Source organism: Geotalea uraniireducens Rf4 (assembly GCF_000016745.1).
GTDB lineage: Bacteria > Desulfobacterota > Desulfuromonadia > Geobacterales > Geobacteraceae > Geotalea > Geotalea uraniireducens.
Genome location: NC_009483.1, coordinates 3,085,270 through 3,109,348 on the forward strand (window position 1 = coordinate 3,085,270; position 24,079 = coordinate 3,109,348).

The following is a 24,079-nucleotide window of genomic DNA, read 5'->3' on the forward strand; positions in this document are numbered from 1 at the left end:
GGTGAATCAGCCCTGCCTTGAGATCATATGCCTGAGCAGATCAACCACCCGATGGGAATATCCCCATTCGTTGTCGTACCAGGAAACGGCCTTGAACAACCTCTTCTCTCCCTTCAGGTTGTTCTGCAGAGTGGCGAGAGAGTCGTAGATGGAGGAGCTTTTCGAATGTATGAAATCGGTGGAGACCAGTTCCTCGTTCACGTATTCGAGGAACCCATTGAGATAGGTCTCGGAAGCCCGTTTCATCAGCCCGTCTATTTCCTCGATGGAGGTCTCCCGCTCCGAGCGGAAGGTCAGGTCGACCACCGAGACATCGGGGGTGGGAACGCGGAACGCCATCCCCGTCAGTTTCCCCTTAACCGCCGGCAGCACTTCTCCCACCGCCTTGGCTGCCCCGGTCGTCGCCGGGATGATGTTGATGGCAGCGGCCCTGCCGCCGCGCCAATCCTTTTTGGACGGGCCATCGACGGTCTTCTGCGTAGCCGTGTACGAATGGATCGTGGTCATCAGCCCGGACTCGATCCCCACCCCTTCCTTCAACAGGACGTGCACCAGGGGGGCAAGACAGTTGGTCGTGCAGGAAGCATTGGAGACCACGTGGTGGGTACTGGGGTCATACTCTCCTTCGTTCACACCCATCACGAAGGTTTTCAGGTTTCCTTTCCCAGGCGCGGTAATGACGACCTTCCTGGCGCCAGCCGCAAGGTGCAGCTCGGCTTTGGCGATATCAGTGTACAAACCGGTCGATTCGATCACGTAGTCGACCGACAGCTCCCGCCAAGGAAGGAGATCGGGCGATTTGGCAGCGGCCACGCACTTGATCCGATTCCCGTTCAGGACGAGGAGATCGTCTTCCTCCAGAGAAGAATTGCTCTTCGCCGTCGCCACTTCCCCGCAAAAACGGCCATGTACAGAGTCATACTTCAACTGGTAGGCGAAGTATTTCGCATCGGTACTCACATCGACGACGGCGACGAGGTCTATCCCCTTGCCGAGGAGTCCCTGCTCGGCCATGGCCATAAGGACAAGCCTGCCGATTCTTCCGAAACCGTTGATTGCCACTCTCGCTCCCATTCCTGCCTCCTTTGGCGTTATTTGTTTTCTCGCCGCATTCCCGCAGATCCGCGACAACAGGAGCCGGCTCACCCCGGAGCACGCCGCAGCTCCTCGCCGGGAAGGGCGACCAGCGTCACGACCCGGTTTTGCCCCACGGAGTTGTACAGCACACCGAGAGTAAGCTCGGGCGCGTCGTCCGCCGGCTCGCTCCGCTTGATCCCCAGGCGATCGACGATCAACGTTTCCAGCCCTGACCAGAGATACTCCTCAGGCCGGCCAAGCACGTCGGCCACGATGCCCAGATAGACATCGAGCATCCGGTCATCGCCCCCGACTTCCTCCAGCTCTGCCTCAATCTGCGCGAGCTGCTCCTCCAACGCGGCGGAAGGCGGTACCCCGGCGGAACCGGTCTCATCGAACCCCCACCCCCCGCGCTGGAGGAGGTCGAGCTTGGCATTGAGGAGCGCGCGGCGCCGCTCCAGGTCTTCGCGCTCCCCCTTGACTATCGCGATGCGACCGAGCGCGATGCTGAGCAGATGATCGTATGCCCGCCGCATCAGCTGCCGGCGGGTCTTTTCTTCGTTCTCTGACGGGTCGATCAGACGATGGCCCACGAAACTCACCGTCACCTGGGGCACGTCGTGCACGACGACGTCGCCGGAAAGTGCAACGCCGAATCCCACCCTCTCCTGCATTTCCATCATCAGCAGGGCAATAACCTGTGAAGCGGCGGCGGCCGGCTCCTTCAGGAAATCGGCCAGGTTCCGGTCGCTGCCCAAGATCTGACGCATCTCGGCGGTAGACATGAAAAAGGCTTTAAGCCGGGGATCGCTGCCATAGCTTCCTGAGCTTACGGCAATGGGCGACGGCAGCGCGTTCACCAGCGCCACCACATGATCGATGGCCCGCACAACCGCTGGCCGCAGCTTCTTCTTGTAACCGGATAATGCGCGCAGCCACGGGTCGGTGCCGTCCACGGCCCGCTCGATCGCTGCCTTGACGAGCGACTCGGGGTAGCGCCCCTGCTCTACTCCGCCGAATATGGATTGCAGGAACCGTAACATCCTGTGCTTCCTCTCTCAGGAGAAATCTTTCCTGAATTCTTAACTAGTTTCCATCCGGAAACCCCGGATGAGAAACTATTGGTTTCTGATTCGGAAAGCGGGGATTTTTTGTCCTGGCAAGGAAATCAAGGGGTTGCGCGGAGGCGTACATCGGTACGCCGCACAAGCAAACCCGCAGATTGACACAGCCAGGGCGGAAAAGCACCCTTTCCGGACAGAAACTAACTAGTCTTGCGGCAGCGGCGAAGCTTGCCAGATGTCGCTGCAGTACTCCCGGATCGCCCGGTCGGAGGAGAATTTTCCCATCCGGGCGACGTTCAGGATCGACATCTCCGTCCACCGCTTCCGGTCACGGAATGCCGCGCTTACCCGATCCTGACAGTCGATGTAGGCCTGGTAGTCGGCCAGCAGCAGGTAGTCGTCGCGGTTGAGGAGATGCTCCACCAGCGGCTGAAACAGGCCCCGGTCGCCGTGGGAGAAAAGCCCGCCGGCTATCTGGTCGATCGCCTCCCGCAGCTCCGTCTTCTCCCCGTACCATTTCCGCGGGTCGTACCCACCGCTCTTCAGGTCGCTGACCTCTGCGGCCGTCAGGCCGAACAGGAAGAAGTTCTCCGCGCCGACTTCCTCGCGAATCTCCACGTTGGCACCGTCCAGGGTGCCGATGGTGAGGGCGCCGTTCAGCGAAAATTTCATGTTGCCGGTCCCCGACGCCTCCTTTCCCGCGGTGGAGATCTGCTCGGACAGGTCGGCGGCTGGATAGACCATCTGCCCGTTGGTGACGTTGAAGTCGGGGAAGAAGACCACCTTCAGGCGGTCCGCCACGTCCGGATCGCTGTTGACCACCTCCCCCATCGAGTTGACGAGCTTTATGATCAGCTTGGCCATGAAGTAGCCGGGAGCAGCCTTGCCGCCGAAGATGAAGGTCCGCGGCGTCACGTCGGCCTGCGGATCATGCTTGATCCGGTTGTAGAGGGTGATGATGTGGAGCACCTTGAGGTGTTGCCGCTTGTACTCGTGGATGCGTTTCACCAGGACATCGAACAGGCTGGCGGGATCGACAACGATGCCGGTCCGCGCTTTGATCACACCTGCCAGGACGCTCTTGTTTTCTCTCTTGACCTTCTGCCAGGCGCTCTGGAAGGTCTGGTCCGCGACAAAGGGCTCCAGCCCCCGCAATTCATCGGGATTGGTCACCCAGCCGTCGCCGATCCTCTCCGTGATGAGCCGGGTGAGGCCGGGGTTGCTGAGCACCATCCAGCGCCGGGGGGTCACGCCGTTCGTCACGTTGCGGAAAAGCTCCGGATGGATCTCGTAGAAGTCCTTGAGGACCGTCTGTTTCAGAAGCTCCGTGTGGAGCGCAGCCACCCCGTTGATGGCGTGACTGCCGACGGAGGCCAGATGGGCCATACGCACGTAACGCTCGCCATTTTCGTCGATGATCGACAGGCGCGCGGCCAGTTGGTCGTCCCCCTGGTGCACCAGGCGCACCTCGTCGAGGAAGCGCCGGTTGATCTCGTAGATGATCTCCAGGTGTCGGGGGAGGATGGAAGCGAAAAGCGGCAGCGGCCACTTCTCAAGGGCCTCGGGCAGGAGGGTGTGATTGGTGTATGCCAGGGTAGCGCGGGTGATCTGCCAGGCCGCATCCCACTCGAACTGGTGCTCATCCACAAGAAGCCGCATCAGTTCAGCCACGGCGATGGAGGGGTGAGTATCGTTCAACTGAACGGCAAAACTCGCGGCAAAGGTGTCGAGGCTGTTCTCACGCAACAGGTGGATACGCACCATGTCCTGGAGCGAACAGGAGACGAAGAAGTACTGCTGGCCCAGGCGGAGCGCCTTGCCTATCTCGGGCTCGTCGTTGGGATAGAGGACCTTGGAGATGGTCTCGGAGAAAATCTTCGCTTCCACGGCCCGGTAGTAATCCCCCACGTTGAACGCCTGGAAGTCGAATGACTCGACCGCCTCCGACTTCCAGAGGCGCAAGAGGTCCGTCACCCCCGACCGGTAACCGGCAACTGGGGTGTCGTAGGCAACCCCTTTGACCACCTTGTTCGGCACCCACCGCACCCGCACGCACCCCTTCTCGTCGGTAAACCGCTCCGTGTGGCCGCCAACCTTCACCTCGTAGGTTATTTCCGGACGGCAGATCTCCCAAGGGTTTCCCAGGCGCAGCCACTTGTCGGTCTTCTCCGCCTGCCAGCCGTCGCGGATCTCCTGGTCGAAGATCCCGAACTCGTAGCGGATGCCATAGCCGATGGCCGGGACCCGCAGAGTGGCGAGGGAATCCAGGTAACAGGCGGCGAGTCTGCCGAGGCCCCCATTGCCGAGGCCCGGCTCCTCCTCCTGGCGGAGCAACTCGTCCAGGTCCTGCCCCAGGGCGGCCAGTGCCTCCCGGGCCGGCTCCATGATGCCGAGGTTCACCAGGTTGTTTCCCAGGTGTGGGCCCATCAGGAATTCGGCCGAGAGGTAACTGACGATCTTCAGCTCCCTGTTCCGCAGGTGCGACAATGACTTGAGCCAGTCGTCCAGCATCCGGTCGCGTACGGCATATGCCAGGGCCATGTACCAGTCGTTGCGGGTAGCCAGCGTCAAGGGCCGCGCCTGGGTGAAGTAAAGGTGATCGAGGATGGCGCGCGTAAGGGCATCGACAGCGCTTCCCCGGCGAAATTCTTCGCGACCTTCATCGGCCGGAGACGGCACCGCGGCAACAGACTTTTGCTTGGGTAGCTTGGTGTCCATGATAGATCCTTTCCGGAAATAATGTACCGTCAGAAAGAGCCCGGCATAGTTATTTGCTCGGTCAACCCCACGTCGGTCCACCCGGTGAAGCGGTTCTCCCGGTTCCAGAGGCTCTCACTGTGACGCAGCAGCACGATTTTTTTCATGACGCATCCTCCTCAACCTTTCCGAAACCTCACTTACCCGCCAGCGGACTTGCCGGCTGACCTGGTTTGTTCGCCTCGTTCGCGCCCGCCGGCGCAGGGACAGCGGCGGTCTGCCCGCCGGTCATCCTGTCCGCCTCCGTCACCCAACCCCCTCCCATCGCCTTGTAGAGGTTGGCATAGGAGGTGAAGACCGATGCGCGCAGCTGGGCAAGGGTTAGTTCGGCGGGAAAGAGTTGCTGCTGCGCACTGAGAACGGTGAGATAGGGCGCGTAGCCGCCGTCGTACTGGAGCTTGGCCAGTCGCTCGTATTCCCGGCTCGCCTTCACGAGCCGCTCCTGGGCCTGGATTTGCCCGGCAAGCTTCTCGCGGATGATCAGCGCATTTTCCACATCGGCAAATGCGCTCTGAATCGCCGCCTCGTAGCTGATGAGCGCGGCATCCTGCCCCGCCTCAGACTGATGCACCTGGCCGGAGATCGCTCCGGCGGTGAAGATCGGCCCGGTGAACGACCCGGCAAAGCTCCAGGCCCGGGACGGACCCCGGAAGAGCTTGGAAAGGTCTTCGCTCTCATAGCCGTAGCTGCCGGTCAGGCTGATGGTCGGGAAATAGAGGGCCTTGGCCGCTCCGATCAAGGCATTGGCGGCGATCAGGTTCTGTTCTGCCTGGGCGATATCCGGACGGCGTTCCAGGAGCTGTGACGGGAGGCCGGCCGGAACGGCGGGAAACACCAGTTCGTAGATCGTCTTACCCCGCGCGATCGGTCCCGGGTTGCGGCCAAGGAGAATAGACAGGGCATTCTCCAGTTGCACGATCTGCGATTCGAGCTGCGGGATGGTCGAGGCCGCGGTCTCGTACTGGGTGCGGGCCTGCTCGACGTTCAACTGGGATATCTGGCCATACTGGAACTGCAGCTCGAAGAGCTTGACCGATTCGGCGTAGGCGGAGAGATTGCGTTTGGCGATTACCAGCTGCTCGTCGAGGCCGCGCAGTTGCAGATAATCGCCCGCCACCGAGGCGACCAGGGAGAGTATCACGCCGCGGCGCGCCTCCAGGGAGGCGAACATGCTTGCGCGGGCCGATTCCGAGAGCCGCCTGACGCGGCCCCACAGGTCGAGCTCCCAGGTGACACCGCCAAACAACTGCAGCGAATTGAAGGGGTTTGAGACGCCGTCCGGGAAAGGTGTGGCATTGGTTTCGCTGACTCGCTGGCGGGAGGCACTGCCGGCATAGCTGACCTGGGGAAAGAGTGGCGCGCGGGTCTGGGTGAGCACGCCGGCAGCCTGCTCGATGTTGGCCGCGGCGATCTTCACGCTCTTGTTGTTGGCGAGCGCTTCGGCGATGAGCCCGTCGAGCACCGGGTCCTGGAACTGCTGCCACCATGGGGTATTCACGGTATCCCGGGCATCCTTGTCTTCATATTGGAAGGACTGCGGTATGTCCACGACCGGCCGACGGTAGTCCGGGCCCATCATGCAGCCGGTCAGGGAGGCGGCAAGTGCCAGCATAAAGAGTCGGCGCATATCAGTCACCCCCTTCCTGTGCAGGTCCGAGGCTCTCCGGAGGACTCTCGCCTGGAGGCGTATCGGCCGGGCGTGTTTCGGTAGCGCCCTTCTTTTTCTTCTTCCGCTCGGCGAGCCGGTCGAAAATGTAGAAGAAGAGCGGCACGTAGAGCATTGCCAGGGTGGCCTCGCCGATCATCCCCCCCATGATGCCGGTGCCGATGGAGTGGCGGGCGTTGGCGCCAGCGCCGGTGGCGATGGCGAGCGGCAGCACGCCGAAGATGAACGCCAGCGAGGTCATGATGATTGGCCGGAACCGCTCCTCGCCGGACCTGACCGTGGCGTCCATGATCGACAGCCCCTGCTCGCGAAGCTCCACGGCGAAGGTGACCCGCAGGACCGCGTTTTTCGCCCCCAGGCCGATCAACACCAGGAGGCCGATCTGGAAGTAGACATCATTACTGAGGCCGCGCATCCAGTTGAACGTCAGAGCGCCGAGGATACCGAACGGTACCGCCGTCATGACGGAACCGGGGAGGGTCCACGACTCGAACTGGGCGGACAGGAGGAGGAAGACGATGATGAGGCCGAAGGCAAAGGCGGCGGTGGAGGTCCCCCCCGATTTCTTTTCCTCGTAGGCCATGCCCGACCAATCGAAGCCATAGCCTGAGGGAAGGACTTCGCGCGCCACCGCCTCCATTGTCTTGATTGCCTCTCCCGAACTGAACCCCGCTGAGGCATTGCCGGTCACCTGGGCGGCCGGAAAGCCGTTGAAATGTGGTATCAGGTCGGGGTTGCTGACGTAAGTGGTCGTCACCACGGCGGACAATGGCACCATCTGGCCATTGGTTGACCTCGTGTAGAGCCGGGTGATGTCAGCCGGGGTCCGGCGGTACGGGGCATCTGACTGGAGAATGACATTCCAGACGCGGCTGTACTGGTTGTACTGGCTGACCTGGATCGAGCCGAACTGGGCCTGCAGGGCGCTGTAGACGTCAGCCACCGGGACGCCGAGGAGCACCGCCTTGGAGCGGTCGACATCAGCCCGCAACTGCTGTGAGGCAGCGCGGAAGGTGGTGTTCAGTCCGGTAAGCTCGGGGCGCTGGCGGGCCTTGGCGAGAAACTGCTGGGTGAGTTCGGAAAGGCGCGCCGGGTCCCCGGCACCCTTGTCCTGGATCCAGAACTCGAAGCCCCCGGTAGTGCCGATCCCCGGGATTGCCGGCGGCGCGATCGGGATGGTTATCCCATCCTTGATGCCCCGTGCTTCACCACCTATTGCTTTCAGGACGGCGCTGGCGTTCTCCTTGCGGGCGCGTTCCTTGGAGGAATAGCGCTCCTCGAAATCTTTGAGCGTCACGAAGAAGGTCGTCACATTCGGCTTGTACTGGCTGTCGATCAGGCTGTACCCGTTGATTTGCGTTCGGTTCGCCACGGCCGGGTTTTTGGCGAACAGGGCGTCCACCTTGCCGGCCATCTGCGTCGTGCGGTTCAGGCTGGCCGCGTCGGGCATCAGGATTTGCGTGAAAAGGTACCCCTGGTCCTCGTTCGGCACGAAACTCGTCGGGATCGTCCGGAACAGGTGCACGAGCGCCCAGATCATGACGGCGAGCAGCACGAACGCCACTGGCATCCGCTTGATCATGAGGACCACGGCGTCGCCGAATTTCAGGGTAAAGCGGTCGAACATCCGGTTGAACCAGGCGAAGGGGCCTTTCTGTGGGGGGGTGCTGTGTTTCAGCAGGAACCCGCACATGGCCGGGGTCAGCGTGAGCGCCACAAACCCGGAAAGGGCCACGGAAACGACGATGGTGATTGCGAACTGCTTGTAGAGCTGACCGGTGGTGCCGGGAAGGAAGGCCGCCGGGATGAAGACCGATGCCATGACCAGCACCACCGCGACAAGGGAGGTGCTGATCTGCTCCATGGCCTTGATGGTGGCCTCCTTGGGAGAGAGATGTTCCTTCACCATCTTGGCTTCCACGTTCTCCACGACGACAATCGCATCGTCGACCACCATGCCGATCGCCAGCACAATGCCGAACAGCGTCAGCAGGTTGATGGAGAACCCCATGGCGAGCATGCCGGCGAAAGTGCCGATCAGCGAGACGAAAACCGCGACCGTGCAGATGATCGTGGACCGAAAGCTCTGCAGGAAGAGGTAGACAACGAGTATCACCAGTATGATCGCTTCGAACAGGGTCTGGATCACCTCTTTGATGGAGAGCCGCACGAAATCGGTCGTATCCAGGGAAATAGTGTATTCGATGCCTTCGGGGAGGGTCTTCTTCAGGTCCGCCATGACCTTCCGGACCCCCTTCGACACTTCGAGGCCGTTGGCGCCGGCCTGCTGGTAGACGATAATGGGCGTCGCCGGAAACCCATTGAGCCGGTTGTCGTCGATATATGACCGGCGGCCGGTTTCGGCGCGAGCCACGTCTCTGACGCGGACGATGGCGCTGCTGTCCTGGCTGGCGCGGAGGATGATGTTCTCGTACTCCGAGGGCTTGATGAACGGGGCCTGGGTCACGACCGGAAAGGTCATCTGCACCTTACCGTCATTCGGTTGGGAACCCACCTGGCCGGCCCCGAACAGGGCGTTCTGATTCGCTACCGCAGTCTGGATGTCGCTCGTCGTGATGCCGAGGGAGGCCATCCGGTCCGGGTTCATCCAGATCCGCATCGCCTGGTCCGGCACGCCGAAGATCTGCGCCTGGCCGGCCCCGTTAACCCGCTTGATGGCGTCGAGTACGTACACGTTGGTATAGTTGGTCACGTATTCAGGCTTATAGCGGCCATCCTTGTTGAACAACGTGATGATCATCAGGGGGCTGGACGATTTTTTCTGCACCGAGACGCCGTACTGCTTCACCGCGTCGGGAAGCTGCGGCATGGCCAGGTTCACCCGGTTCTGCACATCCACCTGGGCGATGTCGGGGTTGGTATTGAGAGAAAAGAAGACCGTTATGGTCATCTGTCCGGTATTGGAACTCGTCGACGTCATGTAGAGCAGGTTGTCAGCGCCGTTTATCTGCGCCTCGATGGGTGCCGCGACCGAGTCGCCGACCGTTTTCGAGTCGGCGCCGGGATAGGTGGTCGTTACCTGGATCTGCACCGGCGTAATCGTCGGGTACTGGGCGACCGGAAGGGCCTTCATCGCCACGAGACCGGCAATCACGATGATGAGCGAGATGACGGTGGCAAAGATCGGCCGTTCGATGAAGAATTTTGAAAACATGGCGCCCCTCCTCTGTCAGTCGGCCTTCTTCGCCGGGATGGGTTTCGGCTCCGTGGCCTTGCGCGGCCCGGCTTCGGGCGGAGCTTCAGGGGACTTCACCGTCACGACCACGTCGGGCCGCAGGGCAAGGCCGCCGTCGACAACCACCCTGTCGCCGGGCCGCAGCCCCTCGGTGATGAACCAGTCGTCCCCCATCAGGTCGCCGACCACTACCGGTCGGGATTCCGCCTTGCGCTCCTTGTTCACGACCCAGACAAAGTGCCCCTTGGCACCCTGCTGCACCGCCCGCTGAGGAATGGTGATCGCCTTCGGCCTGATGGCCCCCTTCATGCGGGCACGCACATACTGGTTCGGGCGGAGTATCCCCTTGGGGTTGGCGACGCTGGCGCGGATGAGGAACGTTCCGGTCTTCGCATCGAACGACGGCGCCGCAAAGGTAATCCGGCCGGTATGCGGAAAGATGGACCCGTCAACCAGGACAACCTCGATATCGTAGTTGTCGTACCTGGGGGAGCGGATCTCACCCTTGGCGACCTGATCGCGGTATCTCTTCAACTCGTTCTCGGAAATGCTGAAATTTACCCAGATGGGAGAGAGTACCGCCACGGTGGTGAGCTGGCTGTTCATTGCATTGATGTAGGCGCCGTCCTGCTGTATGGCGGCACCGGTGATGCCGGTCGTGGGGGAGGCGATGGTGCAGTAGGAGAGATTGAGCTGCTGGGTCTGCAAATCGGCCTTGGCCTGCTCCACGGCTGCCGCTGCCGACTCGAACGCACCGGTAGCATCGTCCAGGTCCTTCTGGGACAGCGCATTTTGGGCGGTGAGCGGCTTGGTGCGCTCCAGGTTCAGGCGGGCCGTTTCCATAGCCGCTTTCTGCCGGGCCAGCGCCGCTGCCGCGCCATCCAGCTGCGCCTGAAACGGTTTCTTGTCCATGAGGAAGAGGATATCCCCCGCCTTTACGATGGCGCCCTCGGTATAGACACGTTTATCGAGAAAGCCGCTCACCCTGGCCTGAATGTTGACCTGTCGCGAACTCTGGGTCTGCGCGACATATTCGAAGGTAATCGGCGTGTCCTTCGCGACGACTTCGGTCACTGTTACCGTCGGCGGCGGTGGCGCGGCCGCCTGTTCTTTCTTGTGGCAGCCGCCGGCCAGCAATGCGGCAAGACATAGGGCAGCGACTGTAAAAACCCGTACCCCGGCTTTGACCGACCACAACGTAACCCGAAAGTTCCTGACCCTTTTCATGTTACCCCCCGTGATCCGGCAAAGATCGATGAACGGTCTTTTCCGTGCCGTGTGTACATGGCGTGGCTTCACATTCACATACCTTTCCAGAAACATGCCATTGCCCGGTCATCCCCCTGGAGCTTGAACCGATTGATATTAAAGGGATATTCTCAACCCGGCGGTGGCATGGAAGGCGGCAATGTTCAAACGAAGACGACATATCATCCGGAAGACGACATTTCGTCTCAGCGGGATCGAGGTTTCGATTCATACCGCTGAAGCTTCACATCCTCCCCCTGTAAAGGAGGACAAAGAAGATTAGAATGAGGATCGAAGCCAGATGCGACTCGATGAAGGAGGAGAGAAAAAAAAAGGAGCAACAGGGAAAGGAGGAGCACGGAGAGCCCGCGGTCACACCACCAGAATTCTGCGAACCCTTTCAGACTGTTACGCGGTGATAATTTCATGGCGCTCCCGGGAGCGTGCTCCCCTGATCAGCCGCCTTTGCAGCCGCAGGCTCCTTCTGAAGCTCGCCGGGCAACGTCGCTCTATTCGACTTTCCGCCAGCTCTTGTCCGGGTCGTAAAGCTTCATCGCCGCCGCGACCTTGGCGCTGTTCCTGCCCAGGTTTTTCTGGTAGACGACGCCATCATGGTTCACGATGAAGGTCATGATGCCGGATGCCCCGTACTGCGCCGGGTAAGCTACAAGGGCAAAGCCGAGGATCATGTGGCCGTTCACCACGTAGTTGAAGGCACCGCCATCGGCATTACTCTCCTGCGCCTTAAGTATCCTGAAGTAATAGCCATGGAATGGGACCGGTTTATCGTCCTTGCCCTTGGTATACCCCTCCCGGGCTGCCTGGGCTATGAGTGGGCCGAGTGGGCTTTCCTCTTCGCCTTCCTGCGTCTTCCAGTAGAGACCGTCCTGTTTGCCCGGGGTGCTGAGGAATTTCTGGGCGAATTCCAGCACTTCGACGCCGCCCCGCTCGTTGAACGCATACTCGCGCTGGGCATCCACATATGCATGGGCAACGTCGATTGCCTTCAGTTCGTTCCGGCCGATCCGCCGGCTGAGGATCTCTTCCTTCCCCGCCCTGGTGTCGAAGAGCCAGGCATTACCCCGTTTCACAACCGGGATCGGCACAGGATAATCCTGGTTGCCGATAGAAAGAACCGCCTTATCCGGCTTTTCCAGCTCGATCCGGTTCTTTTCCTCATAGAGCCTCACAAACTCGGCCCTGCCGGCCCGGTCCGCTACCCTGTCGCCCGACGAGATGAGGGACTGGGAACCGGGGCCGAGGACGGTTGCCAGCCCCTTGTCATCGTTACCCTTCAAGGCGGCAATGAGGTTGTGCACCGCCTTCTCCGGTGAAGCGAAGGACTTCTGTTTGTTCCCCGCAGACGCTGCCAGGGCTGACACTCCCAAAACCAGGATCAGCAACATGGCCGACAGTATGAGCAGGCAGCGTGAAAGATTGTCTTTGCAGTATTTCATTACCGTCATGGTGTTCCCCCGTCTTTGGGCTACTGCCGGATGTCGCCTTCGGCCTTCCGATTGCGGCTATCTGCGCCGGCCGCCGCCACCGCCGAAGCCTCCCCCGGATCTCGCGCCCCCTCCGAATGAACCTCCACCGGAGCGCGCGCCCGTGCCGGCGGCACTGGCACGGCTTGCGCTGCCCCGCTCACTCGACATGCGTTCCGCGTTGCCGTTGCCGAACCCGCCGCCGAAGGCACTGTCCCGGCCTCCCCTGGCGGTGCCACGGTCGGCACCACCACTTGCGCCAGCTCGTCCCCGGTCTGAAGCGCCGCGATCGGCAGTCCCCCTCCCTCCCCGGTCCTGCCCGCCTTTGTCGCCGCGGCCACCCAGGTCGGCACCGCGACCGTCACCAAGGCCGTGGGCGTCGCGCCGCCCCTCGGCCGAACGCGCCGGAGACTGGCCGAATTTCTGGGCCGTCGCCTTGTCCTTGTAAGCGACTCCCTTGCGGTGGCTCGGGTCGTGCTGCCAGGTGTTTCCTCCACCCCCTTGATGTCGATCAAAGTCCCCTTGGTACTTGCTGCGGTCGATGTTTCTATTGACGTTGATGTTCTGGTTGTGGTTGATGGTGACATCGCCGCCGTGCCAGTCGCTGTGGCCCCAGGCGTAGCCCCAGGCAACGCCGACGGCGACGCCGGCGGCGAAATAGTAAGGCGGATAAGCAGGGGGCGGCGGCGGATAATAGTAGTAGGGGGGATAGGCGGGATAGGCCCATGCGCCGTACACCACCGTCGGGCTGTAGGTGGGTACGTAGACGACCTCCGGACTGGCGGGCTGAATGACGATCGTCTCCTTCTCGACCACGACCTTCTGCTCCTTGGTCGTCTTCAGGTTTCCCGCGTCAGAGGCCTTCTTCCGCAACGCCTGTATTGTGTCCATCACGTCCTTCTGCTGGGCCAGGAACGCATCGCCGAGCTTCGACGTGACGTCGAGCTTCTCGCTCATGGCCGAAAGCACCGAAGGGAAGTTCACCAGCGACTTGACGCTCGGGTCCCAGCTCTCCTTCTCCAGGGCCTTGGCCAGGGCGTCCCCCTTGAGCTCCTTGTGCTGCCGCACCCACCGGTCGGCCTGGACGATCTCCAGGGGATAGGTCGAGGCCATCAGTATCTGTACGACCAGCTCGTCGGGGTATAGGGCGATCGGCGCCACCAGCTGCGCCAGTTCCTCCTTCTGCAGCTTTTTCTGCTGCGGGTCATCGCCACCGCCCTGTGCCGCGACCTGCAGGGGCAGAGCCAGAAGGAGGGCGACAAACAGGCTCAACGCACTCATCCAGAACGACTTTGGTTTCATACATGCTCCTGAGCGGTAAAGGTCGAGCCCTTATTTTTCCGGCGCAACCTTTTCGACCGAAATGGCCAGTGCCTGGGTATAGGTAATCTCGATCTGGTCCCCCTCCTTCACCTCGCCCTTCTTGATCTTCGCCAGATTTTCCTTGTCGCGCACCTTGACATCGACGGCAGAACCGTCCGGCTTCCGGAGAGTCACCATCTTGCCGTTGTCGAATATCTTCTCGATGGTCGCGGTCGTCGTCACCTGCCTCCGGGCAAAGCCTGCCGGTTTAACCGACTTCTCGTCTCGCGCAACCGTCTCTTCGACCGTCACGCCCGCGGGAACCCTGGTCTTGTTGAGCTTCACCGATACCGCCTCGTGATAGCGTGCAGTCACCACGTCTCCGACCTTTACCTGTCCAAGCTTCTTGACCTTCTTGTCGATGACGAACGTGCGCTCCTTGCCGTCCGGCATGGTGAGGGTGAGCGTGCGCTTGTCCATGTCTACCGCCTTGACAATGGCATGTTCCGCAACCATGGTTTCTGTGACGATCCGCCCCCTTGTTTTCTGCGGAGCCGGGTCCTGCTGCCCGTCGTCTGCCACGCCGAACACCGGCATGGCAAGGACAGCGGCAGCACAGATGATTACAGCGAATTGTTTCATAAACTGCCTCCTTTGAGATAATGCGGCAGGCAAATCCGGGCGGACGTGGTTAATGCCAGTCGATCGCCCGCCCGGAAGGCCAGGCAGCAAAGGCCATCAATCGTGGGGCAGCCGTTGCTGTCGACGTATTCCCGTCTCTCCGCGACTACTAGGGCTTCACGCAGGTCGTGTCCCCGCGCACATCGCACAGGGCATAATTCAGCCTCTTCGCCCAGTACTGCAGGGCATCATCAGCGTTGTGCCATTTGCTCCAGAGCTTCGAGATTTCCTTGCCGCCAACGCGCCGGTCGAGGGCCGCGCCGAGCAATTCCCCGGTGTCGGCATCGGTGATCTTCATTTCTATGGTTATTTCCCCCACCCCTGACTGCTTACCGGTGACGGAATACTTTACCAGTGAGAGTCCGATGCCGATCGGCATGAGGGTTGACAGGGTGTTACGGACCGGCTTCGAGCTGTCAGCGTCGATGATGGCCATCTGGACCCTGAATGTGCCGGGTCCGGGTGCCTGGACGACCTTGTAATCCTTCTCCAGCTCCCGCGTCAGGTAGACGTAGGCGTTGTTGGCAAGTTTCTGGAAGTTTTCCAGCTCATCCTTGTCCAGTTCCCCATCCTTTCTGACAAGGACCGGATCGATCATGACCTTGTCGTACTTCTTGACGTCTACCCCCGGCTTCACATAACGATAGAGGGCCTCGTCACCGGTCCCTTTCACGAGGACATCCGGGTTGACCAGAGGTGATGCATTGAGATCCACACTGCGTGCCTGATAGCTTCCCACCGCGCAGCCGCCGAATTGCAGCGCAGCCGCCACAACCATTACGAACATGCCTACTGTCCCCATTGTTTTCATGATGCTCCTCCCTTTCCGAGAAATAGTCTTGCCGATGCGCTGGTACACTGACGATACAGTTGTCCGGATCATGTGGTGGACGTGCTTCGCAAGTTTTCGATCAACTCCATTCCTTCCGTCCTTAAGATCATGTGGAAACTGATTTCGGGATTGCTGGCGGAGAGTTCCATTGCCTCGAGAATCCGGGAATAAAGCGTAGAGCGGATATGGCGATACATTTCCGCCGGTGACTGCCACAGTTCGACATAGGCAATGGTCTGGTCGGCACCATACTCCTCGTAAATCGAACAGGCACGGCAGCCCGGGGCCGCCAGGGTCGGTCCCTTGACGGAAAGCAGAATGTCGAGGATTTCCTGGCGTTTGCCAGGAGAAGCCCCTATTTTCACCATCGCCAGCATCATGGACATAACTAATCCCAGATTCATGCCAATGGCAGGTCGTTCAATCTCGCGTGCAAAAAATTGTGTAAATTTGATGAGTTCCCCAGATTAGGGCGGAATTGCCAGCGGAGACTGATGTATCGGAAAGGGCGGAATTTCGTCTTTAAGGCGATATCCCGTCTTGACCATTTCGAACCGCTATACCTAATTTCTGCATCCGTGAATAGAGGGTGGACGGGTTCATCCCCAGGATCCTGGCAGCACCGTTCTCCCCCTTGATACGCCAGCCGGTGCGCTGGAGTACCCCCGTAATATGCTGCCGCTCGACCTCGTCCATCAGCAGGGGCCGGGCTATCTCTTCCCCGCTCCCTTCGGGCAGCCGCACGTGCAGCCCGTTGCCGGTAGAGACAATGACACCGTATTCGATGACATTGCGCAGTTCGCGGACGTTTCCCGGCCAGTGATAGTTCTGCAGCGCATTCATATCCGACTTGGCGATCCTGTTGATCTTCTTCCCCATCTTTTCATTGAATTCGTGGACGAAGGCCCAGGCCAGCAGTGGGATGTCCTCTGCCCGTTCACGCAGCGGAGGAACGACGATCTGAAAGACATTCAGGCGATAGTAAAGATCCTCCCTGAACGTCCCCTTCTTTACCTCTTCGGCAAGATTGCGGTTGGTGGCTGCAATCACCCGTACATCCACATGGATGGTTTTCGTGCTCCCCAGCCGCTCGAACTGCCCTTCCTGCAGGACCCGAAGGAGCTTCGCCTGGAGTTCCGGCGACATTTCGGAAATCTCGTCGAGGAATATGGTCGCTCCGTCGGCCACCTCGAAGCGTCCAGCCTGCCGTGTCAACGCACCTGTGTACGCCCCCTTCTCGCGGCCGAACAGTTCGCTCTCCACCAGGGCAGCCGGCAGCGACGCGCAGTTCACCTTTACAATGGGTTTGTTCCGGCGCAGACTGAGTTCCTGGATAGCTCGTGCCACGAGTTCCTTGCCGGTGCCTGTCTCGCCACAGATGAGCACAGTCGAATCGGTTGACGCGACCTGTTCCACCAGCCTCAGCACTTTGTCAAGAGCGGCGCTCTGGCCGATTATTTGCTCATTGCAATGGGAACATATGATTTCCGTCTGGAGATACTCGGCCTCCAACTGCAATTTTTCTTTCAGCCGCTGAATCTCGGTGCAGGAGTTACGGAATTCCGCCTCCGACTTACAGCGAAAGAGGGCATTGGCAAAAATCTCGCCCAGCAGGCGCAACCGGAGCAACAGTCCCTCGTCCAGGCAACGGGTGGCGCGGACGTCGTGGGCCGCAATGATATACGCGACGGAACCTGCCACAAGGATGGGAATGGAAAAATTTGCCTTGACCTTCATCGCCTGCCAGCTTTGCCGGTCAACTGCTGCATCCTCGGGTACGTCCTCCCTGGAATTGAAGTGGATCATTTCCCCGCGCAGCAGCCTCTCCTTTGTCCAGGGGAACCGCAGGCTGATATCTATTTTCTCCGGGCTCCGCTCAATTCCCTCCCCATAGCAAGCGTGGGAGACAATCGCCTCGCCCTTGTCCGGGGACAGCGATATCAGCCCGAAACCATCAAATTGAAACATTTCCCGGACCTGCTCCAGTGCGGCAATGATTTCCCGATCGACCTCATCTGCCGTTACGTTGATGAACTTGACTGAAAGATCTGAAACAAATCGCTCGAACTGCAGCCGAACCTCTTCGTTCCGGGTATCGTGGCCCCCCCCCAGGGCGTTCGCACAAACTTCGCCGAACAGGCGCAATAGTGAAATGCTTTCCTTGCTCCAGATGTGTCTGGCACGGACATGATGGGCGTCAATGAAGAATTCCACCGATCCGCCGGCATATATCGGGATGGCGAGGTATGATTGTACACCCAGCGCCGCATAGTTTCGGCGGTCGGCTTCTGCCAGTGGCGGCAACTCGGCGAGACTGGAGAAGCTGACGATGTTTCCGTGCAACAGGTTTTCGCCTGTCCAGGGGAACAGGTCCCTGAGTGTGTATGTTTCCGGCACGGCTGCGATGCCTTCTCCGTGACAGGCATGGGAGGCCCGCACCTCGGTTTTGTCCTGGGTCAGCATCATCAGGCCGCACCGGTCGAAACCGCAGGTAGTAAGCATCTGCCTCAACAAGGCCGCAATTTCCCGGTCGACCAGGTCGGCCGACACAGTGATGATTCTTGACATGGAATCGGAAACCAGCCGCTCCATTTCAAGCAGTTCCTGCATGGTATCCCTGGGTTTTGCCTTAGGAATCGGCAGAAGAATTTTCTCGGCTGCCGGCTTGCTCCTCGCCTTATTTCGCAGTGCTGATCGCTGCATGGTATCTCCTTGTCCGGCGGTAACCTATGTAAACAGAATGATGCCCCCAAAAGGCCTGCATCCTGGCATTCTCCGATGGCGACATATGTGTAGTCGAACCTAATCTTAGCAAACACTAACACTTATTCCACCTTTAGCAAGTCGACAATTCAACCCGAAGACGACATCTCATCTCGACACGAGTTTCGTCTTCGCCACCTCTGGCAGCAATTAATAACCCTGCTGAATTGCGAGATTTATTCAGCCTCTATCGGCACGGACATGCAACTTGAGACGTTGATGACTACCATAACAGTTGGGCGACGGCATGTCACAATGGGGGGGAATTTCTGAAATGAGGTTATCTCTTTGTGGTCAGCGCAGAAGGAGCTTCCGGTGGACAACCCGCGAAAGGAAGCGCAACCGCCGGCAAGGTCCCCAGCCAAATTCTAATCATTGGCTGGGTTCTGGCCGGCAGTAAATAACGCTCTGGTCGTCTACGATGAGGTAAAGGGGAATCGGATCGTCTACTTCGGCTTGATTCTGGTAACTTTCGTGCCCTGCAAGCTGAGACCAGCCATCAGACCCTTCTGATCGAAGATAAAAGCATAGATGTCGTCCTTGGCGGTCGTTGTCGTGAGCGTTTTGGCAATGCCCTTGTCAACGACGACAATGCTCGGACCGACCCCGATCTCCCACCCTTTTGATTTATCCAGGTACGCAAGCGCAGCATCGTTCATGAAAAACAGCGCATAACCGAACGACTGTATGCCCGCCTGCAGGCCGTACGAGGCGGCGACACTCCGATAGTAACCTGTAGTTTTACCATGTACGCGGAGGGCACCATCACCAAACTGAGCTCCGAAGATGAATCCGCCCTTGACCATGGACGGAAAAACAAGAATTCCTCTCGCCTTCTCCGCGAGCAACTTTGCCAGGGGGGTGCTGTCATAAAGCTTCACCAAGGCGGAGTCGACGTCACGGTCGATCTCGGCCTTGCTGGCAGCATACGCCATCAGCGGTGGTACTGCGATTATCAGCATGAGGGTGAAGACTATCAAGCGAACTTGTTTTCTCATTGTCAGTTTTCTCCTTCCGCGCATCGAACCTGGGCAACCTGCAGAAATGCACACTGAAGCCGAATACGATAATACCTCATGCTGCCACGTTACGAGAACTATGCCAACAGATTAACGGGGGGAGATAACTGCATAAGTGTCGGAAAAAAGGCGAGAAAAGGACCAAGGGGGTAATAGTGGGACCGACGACGGGACGAAATATCATCTTCAGGATGAAATCCCGACTTACAGGAGTAAATCGTTCGGCGGCAGAGGGGTTACTAAAATGATTACTAAAAAAATGGGCTCAACGATAAATCGCTAAGCCCATAATTTTGCTATCATTTTGGTAGGCGCGGGCGGTTTCGAACCGCCGACCCCTAGCGTGTCGAGCTAGTGCTCTACCCCTGAGCTACGCGCCTGCTTAAAAACAGAGTAGTTTTAACAATTCAGGCTGACATTGTCAAGGATTTTTCTTAATTATTCTTTGTTTTCTTCATCGGCCTCAGATCGCTCGTGGTTTTTACCGAGCCATCTTTGTCGATGTAAAACTCTCCGCCATAAGGGTCTACGGGTATCTGACTGATGATACGATGTTCAATCAAGGCGTTGAGATTATCAGGATTCTTACCGAATTTATCTTTATATACCACTTCGCCCTTTTCCAGGTAAAGAATTGCCTTTAACGCCTCGAGACGGGTTTCGTAGTCTTTGCGAATAGTTTTTTCCTTGGTTGTCTTCAGCATACCTTCCAGAAAAATAATGGCATTTTCCGTTCTGTTGCCTTTGTAAGCCAAACGAGCCGCAAAATAACCATAGAAGGGGTCAGCGCCAGGTTTTTTCGACGCCTTCATCAGATATTCGGCCGCCTTATCATTTTCACCAAGAAAATAATAGTAATTAAAGCCCAAGAAAAATGGCAGCCAATAGTCCCAATCGCGGTAACGGCTCCCTTTTGCCAGGAATCTATTGGTTTCAGCCACCCGCTTGGCTTCCCATCCCAGTACACCATTGGCCAGAAAATAGGGATCGAGAAAATAGGGATCAAGATCGGTCGAAGCCTTTAACACATTGTAAAGCCAGTCATATTCCCACTCTTTTACATTGCGCTGACTTTTTCCAACCCAAGTACTGCCGTAAAAGACCAGCGACTTGAGATAGAGAACATCGGAGGCAAGACCGTCATACTCCAGGCTGGTGATCTTCAGGACCGGCGACGGCAGCACAACATTCACCTCTTCACCTTTTGGCAGTCTCTTGTTCGTAAGAGAAACATACGAAAGTGTGCTGAAATAGCCCGGAATAAGAACACCCAGCAGCACCACAGGAAAGATCCGCGAGATTCTCATGGAAATTCCTTTTTTCTGAAAATCAGACAGGCCAGCGTCATGACGATGGCAGAATAAATAATCGAATATGCCACAATGCCGAAGACGTACGACGCAGGAATTGACAAGCCGTGGGCCGCCTGAATCTTGATGTCAAAGAACGACAAGTTGGGGAAAATATAATACGCTGCCTGTACGACCTTGACCGTGACCGGAGAAACCGTAATCCCAACCGCTTGCGGAGCCTCAACCAAGGCCTTGACGTCGTTTAACGACATGCCGATTATGTAGGATATGATTGTGAGGATAAATGTCAGGAACGACGTGCTGGTAAACGAGGCAAACAGAAAACTTAGGGCTGAAACCAGCATGAGCATCAGTGTCGTAAAGAAGAATGACAGTCCGACCAGAGGCCATGAAAAACGCTGGAAATACGCTGGATGCCCAAACTTTATCAGCAGCAGGGAAACGGCGGCAAAACAGCTGAGAATGCAGAGGCAGACCGTAAGCAGAAGGATTACCCCGAAATATTTTCCTATCAGATACTGTGAGCGCGATATCGGTTTTGCCAGAACCATGTAGATGGTCTTGCGGTCAAGATCCTTGGCCAAAAGATTGATCCCGACGAACAGCACCAGCAACAGGCCAGAAAAGGAAACGGCCGACAGAGCGATATCCACGGCCACTTTGCCGACTTCCTGACCGACCATATCAGAAATGATGAAGTTTGCCAGCAGCATCAGGAGAGCCAGCAGTGAAATACCATAGATAGATCTGTTTCTGATGCCCTCTTTAAACGTTATCAGTGCAATCGGCAAGAGCAGTTGCATTGTCAGCGTACCTCCTTGAGACCAGCTGCGTGTACTTCACGCATAAACACATCCTCCAGCGTTTCGCCATGCTTTAACACGTCAGCCACACTGCTGGTGCGACGCAACCGTCCTCCGACAATAATACCAATCTGGTCGCAGAACCGCTCGACATCCGAAAGAATGTGGGATGAGAAGAAAACCGTCTTCCCCTCCCCCTTTATCTCCAAAATGATATCGCCGACCATCTTTCTGCCGATCGGGTCAAGGCCACTCATCGGTTCGTCGAGAATAACAACTTTGGGATTGTGGATCAGGGCCAGCGCCAACCCTGCCCGCTGCACCATACCCTTGGAATAGGTGCGCAACGGTCGTTTGCGCGCCTCCAGAAGCTGCACCTTGTCCAGCAGCAGGTTCGAACGTTCCAGAATCTCATCTTTTGCCATGCCGGACGACTTACCGCCAAACCAGAGCAGCTCCTCCGCTGTGAGGTAATCGTAAAAATAGGGATTTTCGGGTAGATAACCGACAAAACGGCGCACATTCTTATCCCCCACATCCGTGTCCATGATCGTAGCCTGGCCGCTATCCGGGTAAATCAAGTTTATAAGGATCTTGATGGCGGTGGATTTGCCGGCGCCATTGGGGCCAAGAAAGCCGAAGATCTCACCCTGCTCGATTTCCAGAGAGAGATTCACCAAGGCCTTGACCCTTTTGGCGGTAACCCCCTCCTTGAATTCCTTTGATACACCCGCAAATTTTATCATTAGGGCCTGCTCCGATCAGTATTTATCCGTAATAAAATCAGTAACTTCCGGTTAGGTTTTTGCACGACGTTTCTTACGTTTCAACTGTCTAATTTTGTTTGAGTTACCTTGTATTCTTGTGCGACGGCTCTGCTGTTCGGCTGCTGCTTCATTTGCAATCTGATTGCGTAATTCTCGTACCCTGCTAATGCTGACTGGCTCCTGGTGCTGCTCACGGCAATAGATGGCTAGCAGCAGATAGGTGATGAGACCACCAAGTATTTGAACCATGAGACCATATTCGCTTCTGGCAATCAGGTGATACACCTTTAGGTGGCGTTTCCACCAACCGAAGAAGGTCTCTATGTTCCAGCGCAGTTTATAAACCTGGGCCACTTCTTCAGCCGTCAGGTCGTATCTGTTGGTTGCTACCCAGTAGTCCTTGCCGTCAATACGGTAACCAACAAGGCGCAGCTCTTTCTCAGTCTGGTTTATACCTTTGGTGCCGAGAAGTACTATCTGGTCATAGAAGACAATACTGTCAGGATTTACGGCATTCTCTCTGATGACGGTTTTGTGTGTATTCTCCCTGATACGGCAGACAAAAAACTTCTCGGCGGCCTGCCACTGGTCAAAGTGATTATGAGACTGATACCCACGATCCATGACACCGGTTTCGCCTTTGTCGATGATCTTATCAACAAAGGGGCGCTCACCCTCTTTACCGTCGGTCAGGAATATCTTCCTTGGAATACCACGGTTGATATCGAAGCCGATATGGGCCTTGGCCTTCTTAGAGCCGCTTCGGTAATCTGCCCATTCCATAGATAGAACAGCATCTATCAAAGAACCGTCTATGGATACCAGATTGCCAAGGTGAGCATATTCATCGGGAAGCACTCTGCCTGCTTGCTTGACAAGATGCCCGAATACCTCGGAAAGCTGTTCAAGACCACGGTTGTTGATTGCCTCAAAGAAAGAGCTCTTTTTGATTCCCTTGGGGGGAGCAACACATTCCTTGGCGAAGTCATCCTGATCCAGCGCCTGGAGAAGTTCGCTCCCGGAAGAGAACTCTTCCAAGTGATAAAAGATCAGGGCTTTTAGCTGATCATCGAAAGTCATTTGCAACGGGCGATACCCCCTGGATTCAAGTTCATTATCTGACTTGAATCTCTCAAAAATCGGGGTAAGAAGCAATTTGAAAGCGCGTGATTTTCGTCTTTGTTTCAGTCGTTTGAACGGTCGCATATCGTAACTCCTGTAATATTGGATAGTTACGAGTGCGGACCACCGTTTTTTTACTCAAAGTCAAGCAAATAATGCGGTATAACGCTGATTTTACAACTTTTTTACATTCTCAAAGAACCTTGCAAAGACCAAACCGGACAATGCTGTAATAAAATAAACAAACACAACGTTATGTGCAAGCAAAACACTGCTCGATTTTGGCAATAGATACAAAAAAGCCGGGTGGAAACCCGGCTTTTTTGTAACATTTTCAGCACCAGATTACATTTTTACCCAGTTTGGCAACGCCTGATAGTCATCTACATTATTGACTGAAACAGGTACAAAAGCAGCGGTCAATGGATAACCAGCATTTAGACCTGTAGCCGGAGCAGCAAACGTCATTTTGTAATTAGCAGTTGAATCGCTATCAGCGGCAAAAATCACATCGCCCTGGAGATGCTTTGCAGCCAACGTGTACGAACCGCCATCACCAGCTCCCGCAGCAGCAGTTGTAGCCATTGCAGTTACATTGTTACCAACAGGGATCTGAAGACCGCGCGGGACAAGGTTGTTATCATCAGTTGTTATAATACATACCGGAAGAGCAGCAGTCGGGGTAACCAAGGCACCCACTCCCCATTTACCTGCACCAGGGAGACCGGCTACGGTCGCAAGTCCTTGAGTCAAACCGTAATGCTGCCACTCAGCATATAGACTCTCCTGCGATGTACGGATGTTCTTTAAGTCAGAGTTACCGCTGGCATTGAAGCCCTGGATACGATACTTGGAGAACTGCGGGATGGCGATGGCTGCCAGGATGCCGATGATCGCGACGACGATCAAGAGCTCGATGAGGGTGAAACCTTTGTTACTTCTCAGTTTGTTTAACATTTTACTTCTCCTTTCGCTTGGGTTTGTT

General features: G+C 57.3%; 18 protein-coding genes, 1 tRNA gene and 1 pseudogene. All 20 read right to left on the reverse strand.

The features are described 5' to 3' along the window. Positions 1–6: 6 nt before the first annotated feature. Positions 7–1,074, reverse strand: a complete 1,068-nt coding sequence (gene gap, locus GURA_RS13530; RefSeq protein ID WP_011939511.1) for a type I glyceraldehyde-3-phosphate dehydrogenase — start codon at positions 1,072–1,074, stop codon at positions 7–9. Positions 1,075–1,142: 68 nt separating this feature from the next. Then, positions 1,143–2,120 carry a hypothetical protein gene (locus tag GURA_RS13535; protein ID WP_011939512.1) on the reverse strand — a complete coding sequence of 326 codons (978 nt, stop codon included), beginning with the start codon at positions 2,118–2,120 and terminating at the stop codon, positions 1,143–1,145. A 225-nt stretch (positions 2,121–2,345) separates the two neighbouring features. Beyond that, on the reverse strand, positions 2,346–4,859 hold the full coding sequence (locus tag GURA_RS13540; RefSeq protein WP_011939513.1) for a glycogen/starch/alpha-glucan phosphorylase: 2,514 nt from the start codon (positions 4,857–4,859) through the stop codon (positions 2,346–2,348). A 53-nt stretch (positions 4,860–4,912) separates the two neighbouring features. Beyond that, positions 4,913–5,005 (reverse strand): annotated as a pseudogene (locus tag GURA_RS23540) (histidine phosphatase family protein); the annotation flags it as partial. Positions 5,006–5,034: 29 nt separating this feature from the next. Next, a complete protein-coding gene (locus tag GURA_RS13545) occupies positions 5,035–6,525 on the reverse strand; it encodes an efflux transporter outer membrane subunit (RefSeq protein ID WP_011939514.1) in 1,491 nt (496 codons plus the stop codon). A 1-nt stretch (position 6,526) separates the two neighbouring features. Continuing rightward, positions 6,527–9,739, reverse strand: a complete 3,213-nt coding sequence (locus GURA_RS13550; protein ID WP_011939515.1) for an efflux RND transporter permease subunit — start codon at positions 9,737–9,739, stop codon at positions 6,527–6,529. A gap of 15 nt (positions 9,740–9,754) precedes the next feature. After that, complete coding sequence (locus GURA_RS13555) at positions 9,755–10,987, reverse strand: efflux RND transporter periplasmic adaptor subunit (RefSeq protein WP_011939516.1); 1,233 nt, start codon at positions 10,985–10,987, stop codon at positions 9,755–9,757. Between the two features lie 530 nt (positions 10,988–11,517). Next, the gene (locus GURA_RS13560) at positions 11,518–12,474 is read right to left on the reverse strand and encodes a DUF2950 domain-containing protein (protein ID WP_011939517.1); all 957 of its coding nucleotides are present in this window, start codon (positions 12,472–12,474) and stop codon (positions 11,518–11,520) included. A gap of 57 nt (positions 12,475–12,531) precedes the next feature. Beyond that, complete coding sequence (locus tag GURA_RS13565) at positions 12,532–13,794, reverse strand: DUF3300 domain-containing protein (protein WP_011939518.1); 1,263 nt, start codon at positions 13,792–13,794, stop codon at positions 12,532–12,534. Positions 13,795–13,824: 30 nt separating this feature from the next. Then, complete coding sequence (locus GURA_RS13570; RefSeq protein ID WP_011939519.1) at positions 13,825–14,436, reverse strand: hypothetical protein; 612 nt, start codon at positions 14,434–14,436, stop codon at positions 13,825–13,827. Positions 14,437–14,584: 148 nt separating this feature from the next. Beyond that, complete coding sequence (locus tag GURA_RS13575; RefSeq protein WP_011939520.1) at positions 14,585–15,286, reverse strand: DUF3313 domain-containing protein; 702 nt, start codon at positions 15,284–15,286, stop codon at positions 14,585–14,587. A gap of 68 nt (positions 15,287–15,354) precedes the next feature. Continuing rightward, complete coding sequence (locus GURA_RS13580; RefSeq protein ID WP_011939521.1) at positions 15,355–15,693, reverse strand: putative quinol monooxygenase; 339 nt, start codon at positions 15,691–15,693, stop codon at positions 15,355–15,357. Positions 15,694–15,829: 136 nt separating this feature from the next. Beyond that, positions 15,830–18,010, reverse strand: a complete 2,181-nt coding sequence (locus tag GURA_RS25190) for a sigma-54-dependent Fis family transcriptional regulator (RefSeq protein ID WP_011939522.1) — start codon at positions 18,008–18,010, stop codon at positions 15,830–15,832. Between the two features lie 506 nt (positions 18,011–18,516). Next, positions 18,517–19,068 (reverse strand): lipid-binding SYLF domain-containing protein, encoded by a 552-nt coding sequence (locus GURA_RS13590; RefSeq protein ID WP_011939523.1) that lies wholly within the window; start codon positions 19,066–19,068, stop codon positions 18,517–18,519. A 326-nt stretch (positions 19,069–19,394) separates the two neighbouring features. Beyond that, positions 19,395–19,469 (reverse strand) — tRNA-Val (locus GURA_RS13595). Between the two features lie 54 nt (positions 19,470–19,523). Continuing rightward, positions 19,524–20,396 carry a tetratricopeptide repeat protein gene (locus GURA_RS13600; protein ID WP_011939524.1) on the reverse strand — a complete coding sequence of 291 codons (873 nt, stop codon included), beginning with the start codon at positions 20,394–20,396 and terminating at the stop codon, positions 19,524–19,526. Beyond that, positions 20,393–21,205 (reverse strand): ABC transporter permease, encoded by an 813-nt coding sequence (locus tag GURA_RS13605; RefSeq protein WP_011939525.1) that lies wholly within the window; start codon positions 21,203–21,205, stop codon positions 20,393–20,395. Before GURA_RS13605 ends, GURA_RS13600 begins: the two co-directional genes overlap by 4 nt. A 2-nt stretch (positions 21,206–21,207) precedes the next feature. Further along, positions 21,208–21,951, reverse strand: a complete 744-nt coding sequence (locus GURA_RS13610) for an ABC transporter ATP-binding protein (RefSeq protein WP_011939526.1) — start codon at positions 21,949–21,951, stop codon at positions 21,208–21,210. 51 nt (positions 21,952–22,002) lie between these two features. After that, positions 22,003–23,178 (reverse strand): IS4-like element ISGur4 family transposase, encoded by a 1,176-nt coding sequence (locus GURA_RS13615; protein ID WP_011937084.1) that lies wholly within the window; start codon positions 23,176–23,178, stop codon positions 22,003–22,005. A 261-nt stretch (positions 23,179–23,439) separates the two neighbouring features. After that, positions 23,440–24,051 (reverse strand): type IV pilin protein, encoded by a 612-nt coding sequence (locus GURA_RS25515; RefSeq protein WP_011939527.1) that lies wholly within the window; start codon positions 24,049–24,051, stop codon positions 23,440–23,442. Between the last annotated feature and the right edge of the window lie 28 nt (positions 24,052–24,079).

Excerpts from the sequence above, each read along its gene's own strand:
- gap (WP_011939511.1), bottom strand. The coding sequence starts at position 1,074 with ATGGGAGCGAGAGTGGCAATCAACGGTTTCGGAAGAATCGGCAGGCTT.
- GURA_RS13535 (WP_011939512.1), bottom strand. The coding sequence starts at position 2,120 with ATGTTACGGTTCCTGCAATCCATATTCGGCGGAGTAGAGCAGGGGCGC.
- GURA_RS13540 (WP_011939513.1), bottom strand. The coding sequence starts at position 4,859 with ATGGACACCAAGCTACCCAAGCAAAAGTCTGTTGCCGCGGTGCCGTCT.
- GURA_RS13545 (WP_011939514.1), bottom strand. The coding sequence starts at position 6,525 with ATGCGCCGACTCTTTATGCTGGCACTTGCCGCCTCCCTGACCGGCTGC.
- GURA_RS13550 (WP_011939515.1), bottom strand. The coding sequence starts at position 9,739 with ATGTTTTCAAAATTCTTCATCGAACGGCCGATCTTTGCCACCGTCATC.
- GURA_RS13555 (WP_011939516.1), bottom strand. The coding sequence starts at position 10,987 with ATGAAAAGGGTCAGGAACTTTCGGGTTACGTTGTGGTCGGTCAAAGCC.
- GURA_RS13560 (WP_011939517.1), bottom strand. The coding sequence starts at position 12,474 with ATGACGGTAATGAAATACTGCAAAGACAATCTTTCACGCTGCCTGCTC.
- GURA_RS13565 (WP_011939518.1), bottom strand. The coding sequence starts at position 13,794 with ATGAAACCAAAGTCGTTCTGGATGAGTGCGTTGAGCCTGTTTGTCGCC.
- GURA_RS13570 (WP_011939519.1), bottom strand. The coding sequence starts at position 14,436 with ATGAAACAATTCGCTGTAATCATCTGTGCTGCCGCTGTCCTTGCCATG.
- GURA_RS13575 (WP_011939520.1), bottom strand. The coding sequence starts at position 15,286 with ATGAAAACAATGGGGACAGTAGGCATGTTCGTAATGGTTGTGGCGGCT.
- GURA_RS13580 (WP_011939521.1), bottom strand. The coding sequence starts at position 15,693 with ATGTCCATGATGCTGGCGATGGTGAAAATAGGGGCTTCTCCTGGCAAA.
- GURA_RS25190 (WP_011939522.1), bottom strand. The coding sequence starts at position 18,010 with ATGCAGCGATCAGCACTGCGAAATAAGGCGAGGAGCAAGCCGGCAGCC.
- GURA_RS13590 (WP_011939523.1), bottom strand. The coding sequence starts at position 19,068 with ATGAGAAAACAAGTTCGCTTGATAGTCTTCACCCTCATGCTGATAATC.
- GURA_RS13600 (WP_011939524.1), bottom strand. The coding sequence starts at position 20,396 with ATGAGAATCTCGCGGATCTTTCCTGTGGTGCTGCTGGGTGTTCTTATT.
- GURA_RS13605 (WP_011939525.1), bottom strand. The coding sequence starts at position 21,205 with ATGCAACTGCTCTTGCCGATTGCACTGATAACGTTTAAAGAGGGCATC.
- GURA_RS13610 (WP_011939526.1), bottom strand. The coding sequence starts at position 21,951 with ATGATAAAATTTGCGGGTGTATCAAAGGAATTCAAGGAGGGGGTTACC.
- GURA_RS13615 (WP_011937084.1), bottom strand. The coding sequence starts at position 23,178 with ATGCGACCGTTCAAACGACTGAAACAAAGACGAAAATCACGCGCTTTC.
- GURA_RS25515 (WP_011939527.1), bottom strand. The coding sequence starts at position 24,051 with ATGTTAAACAAACTGAGAAGTAACAAAGGTTTCACCCTCATCGAGCTC.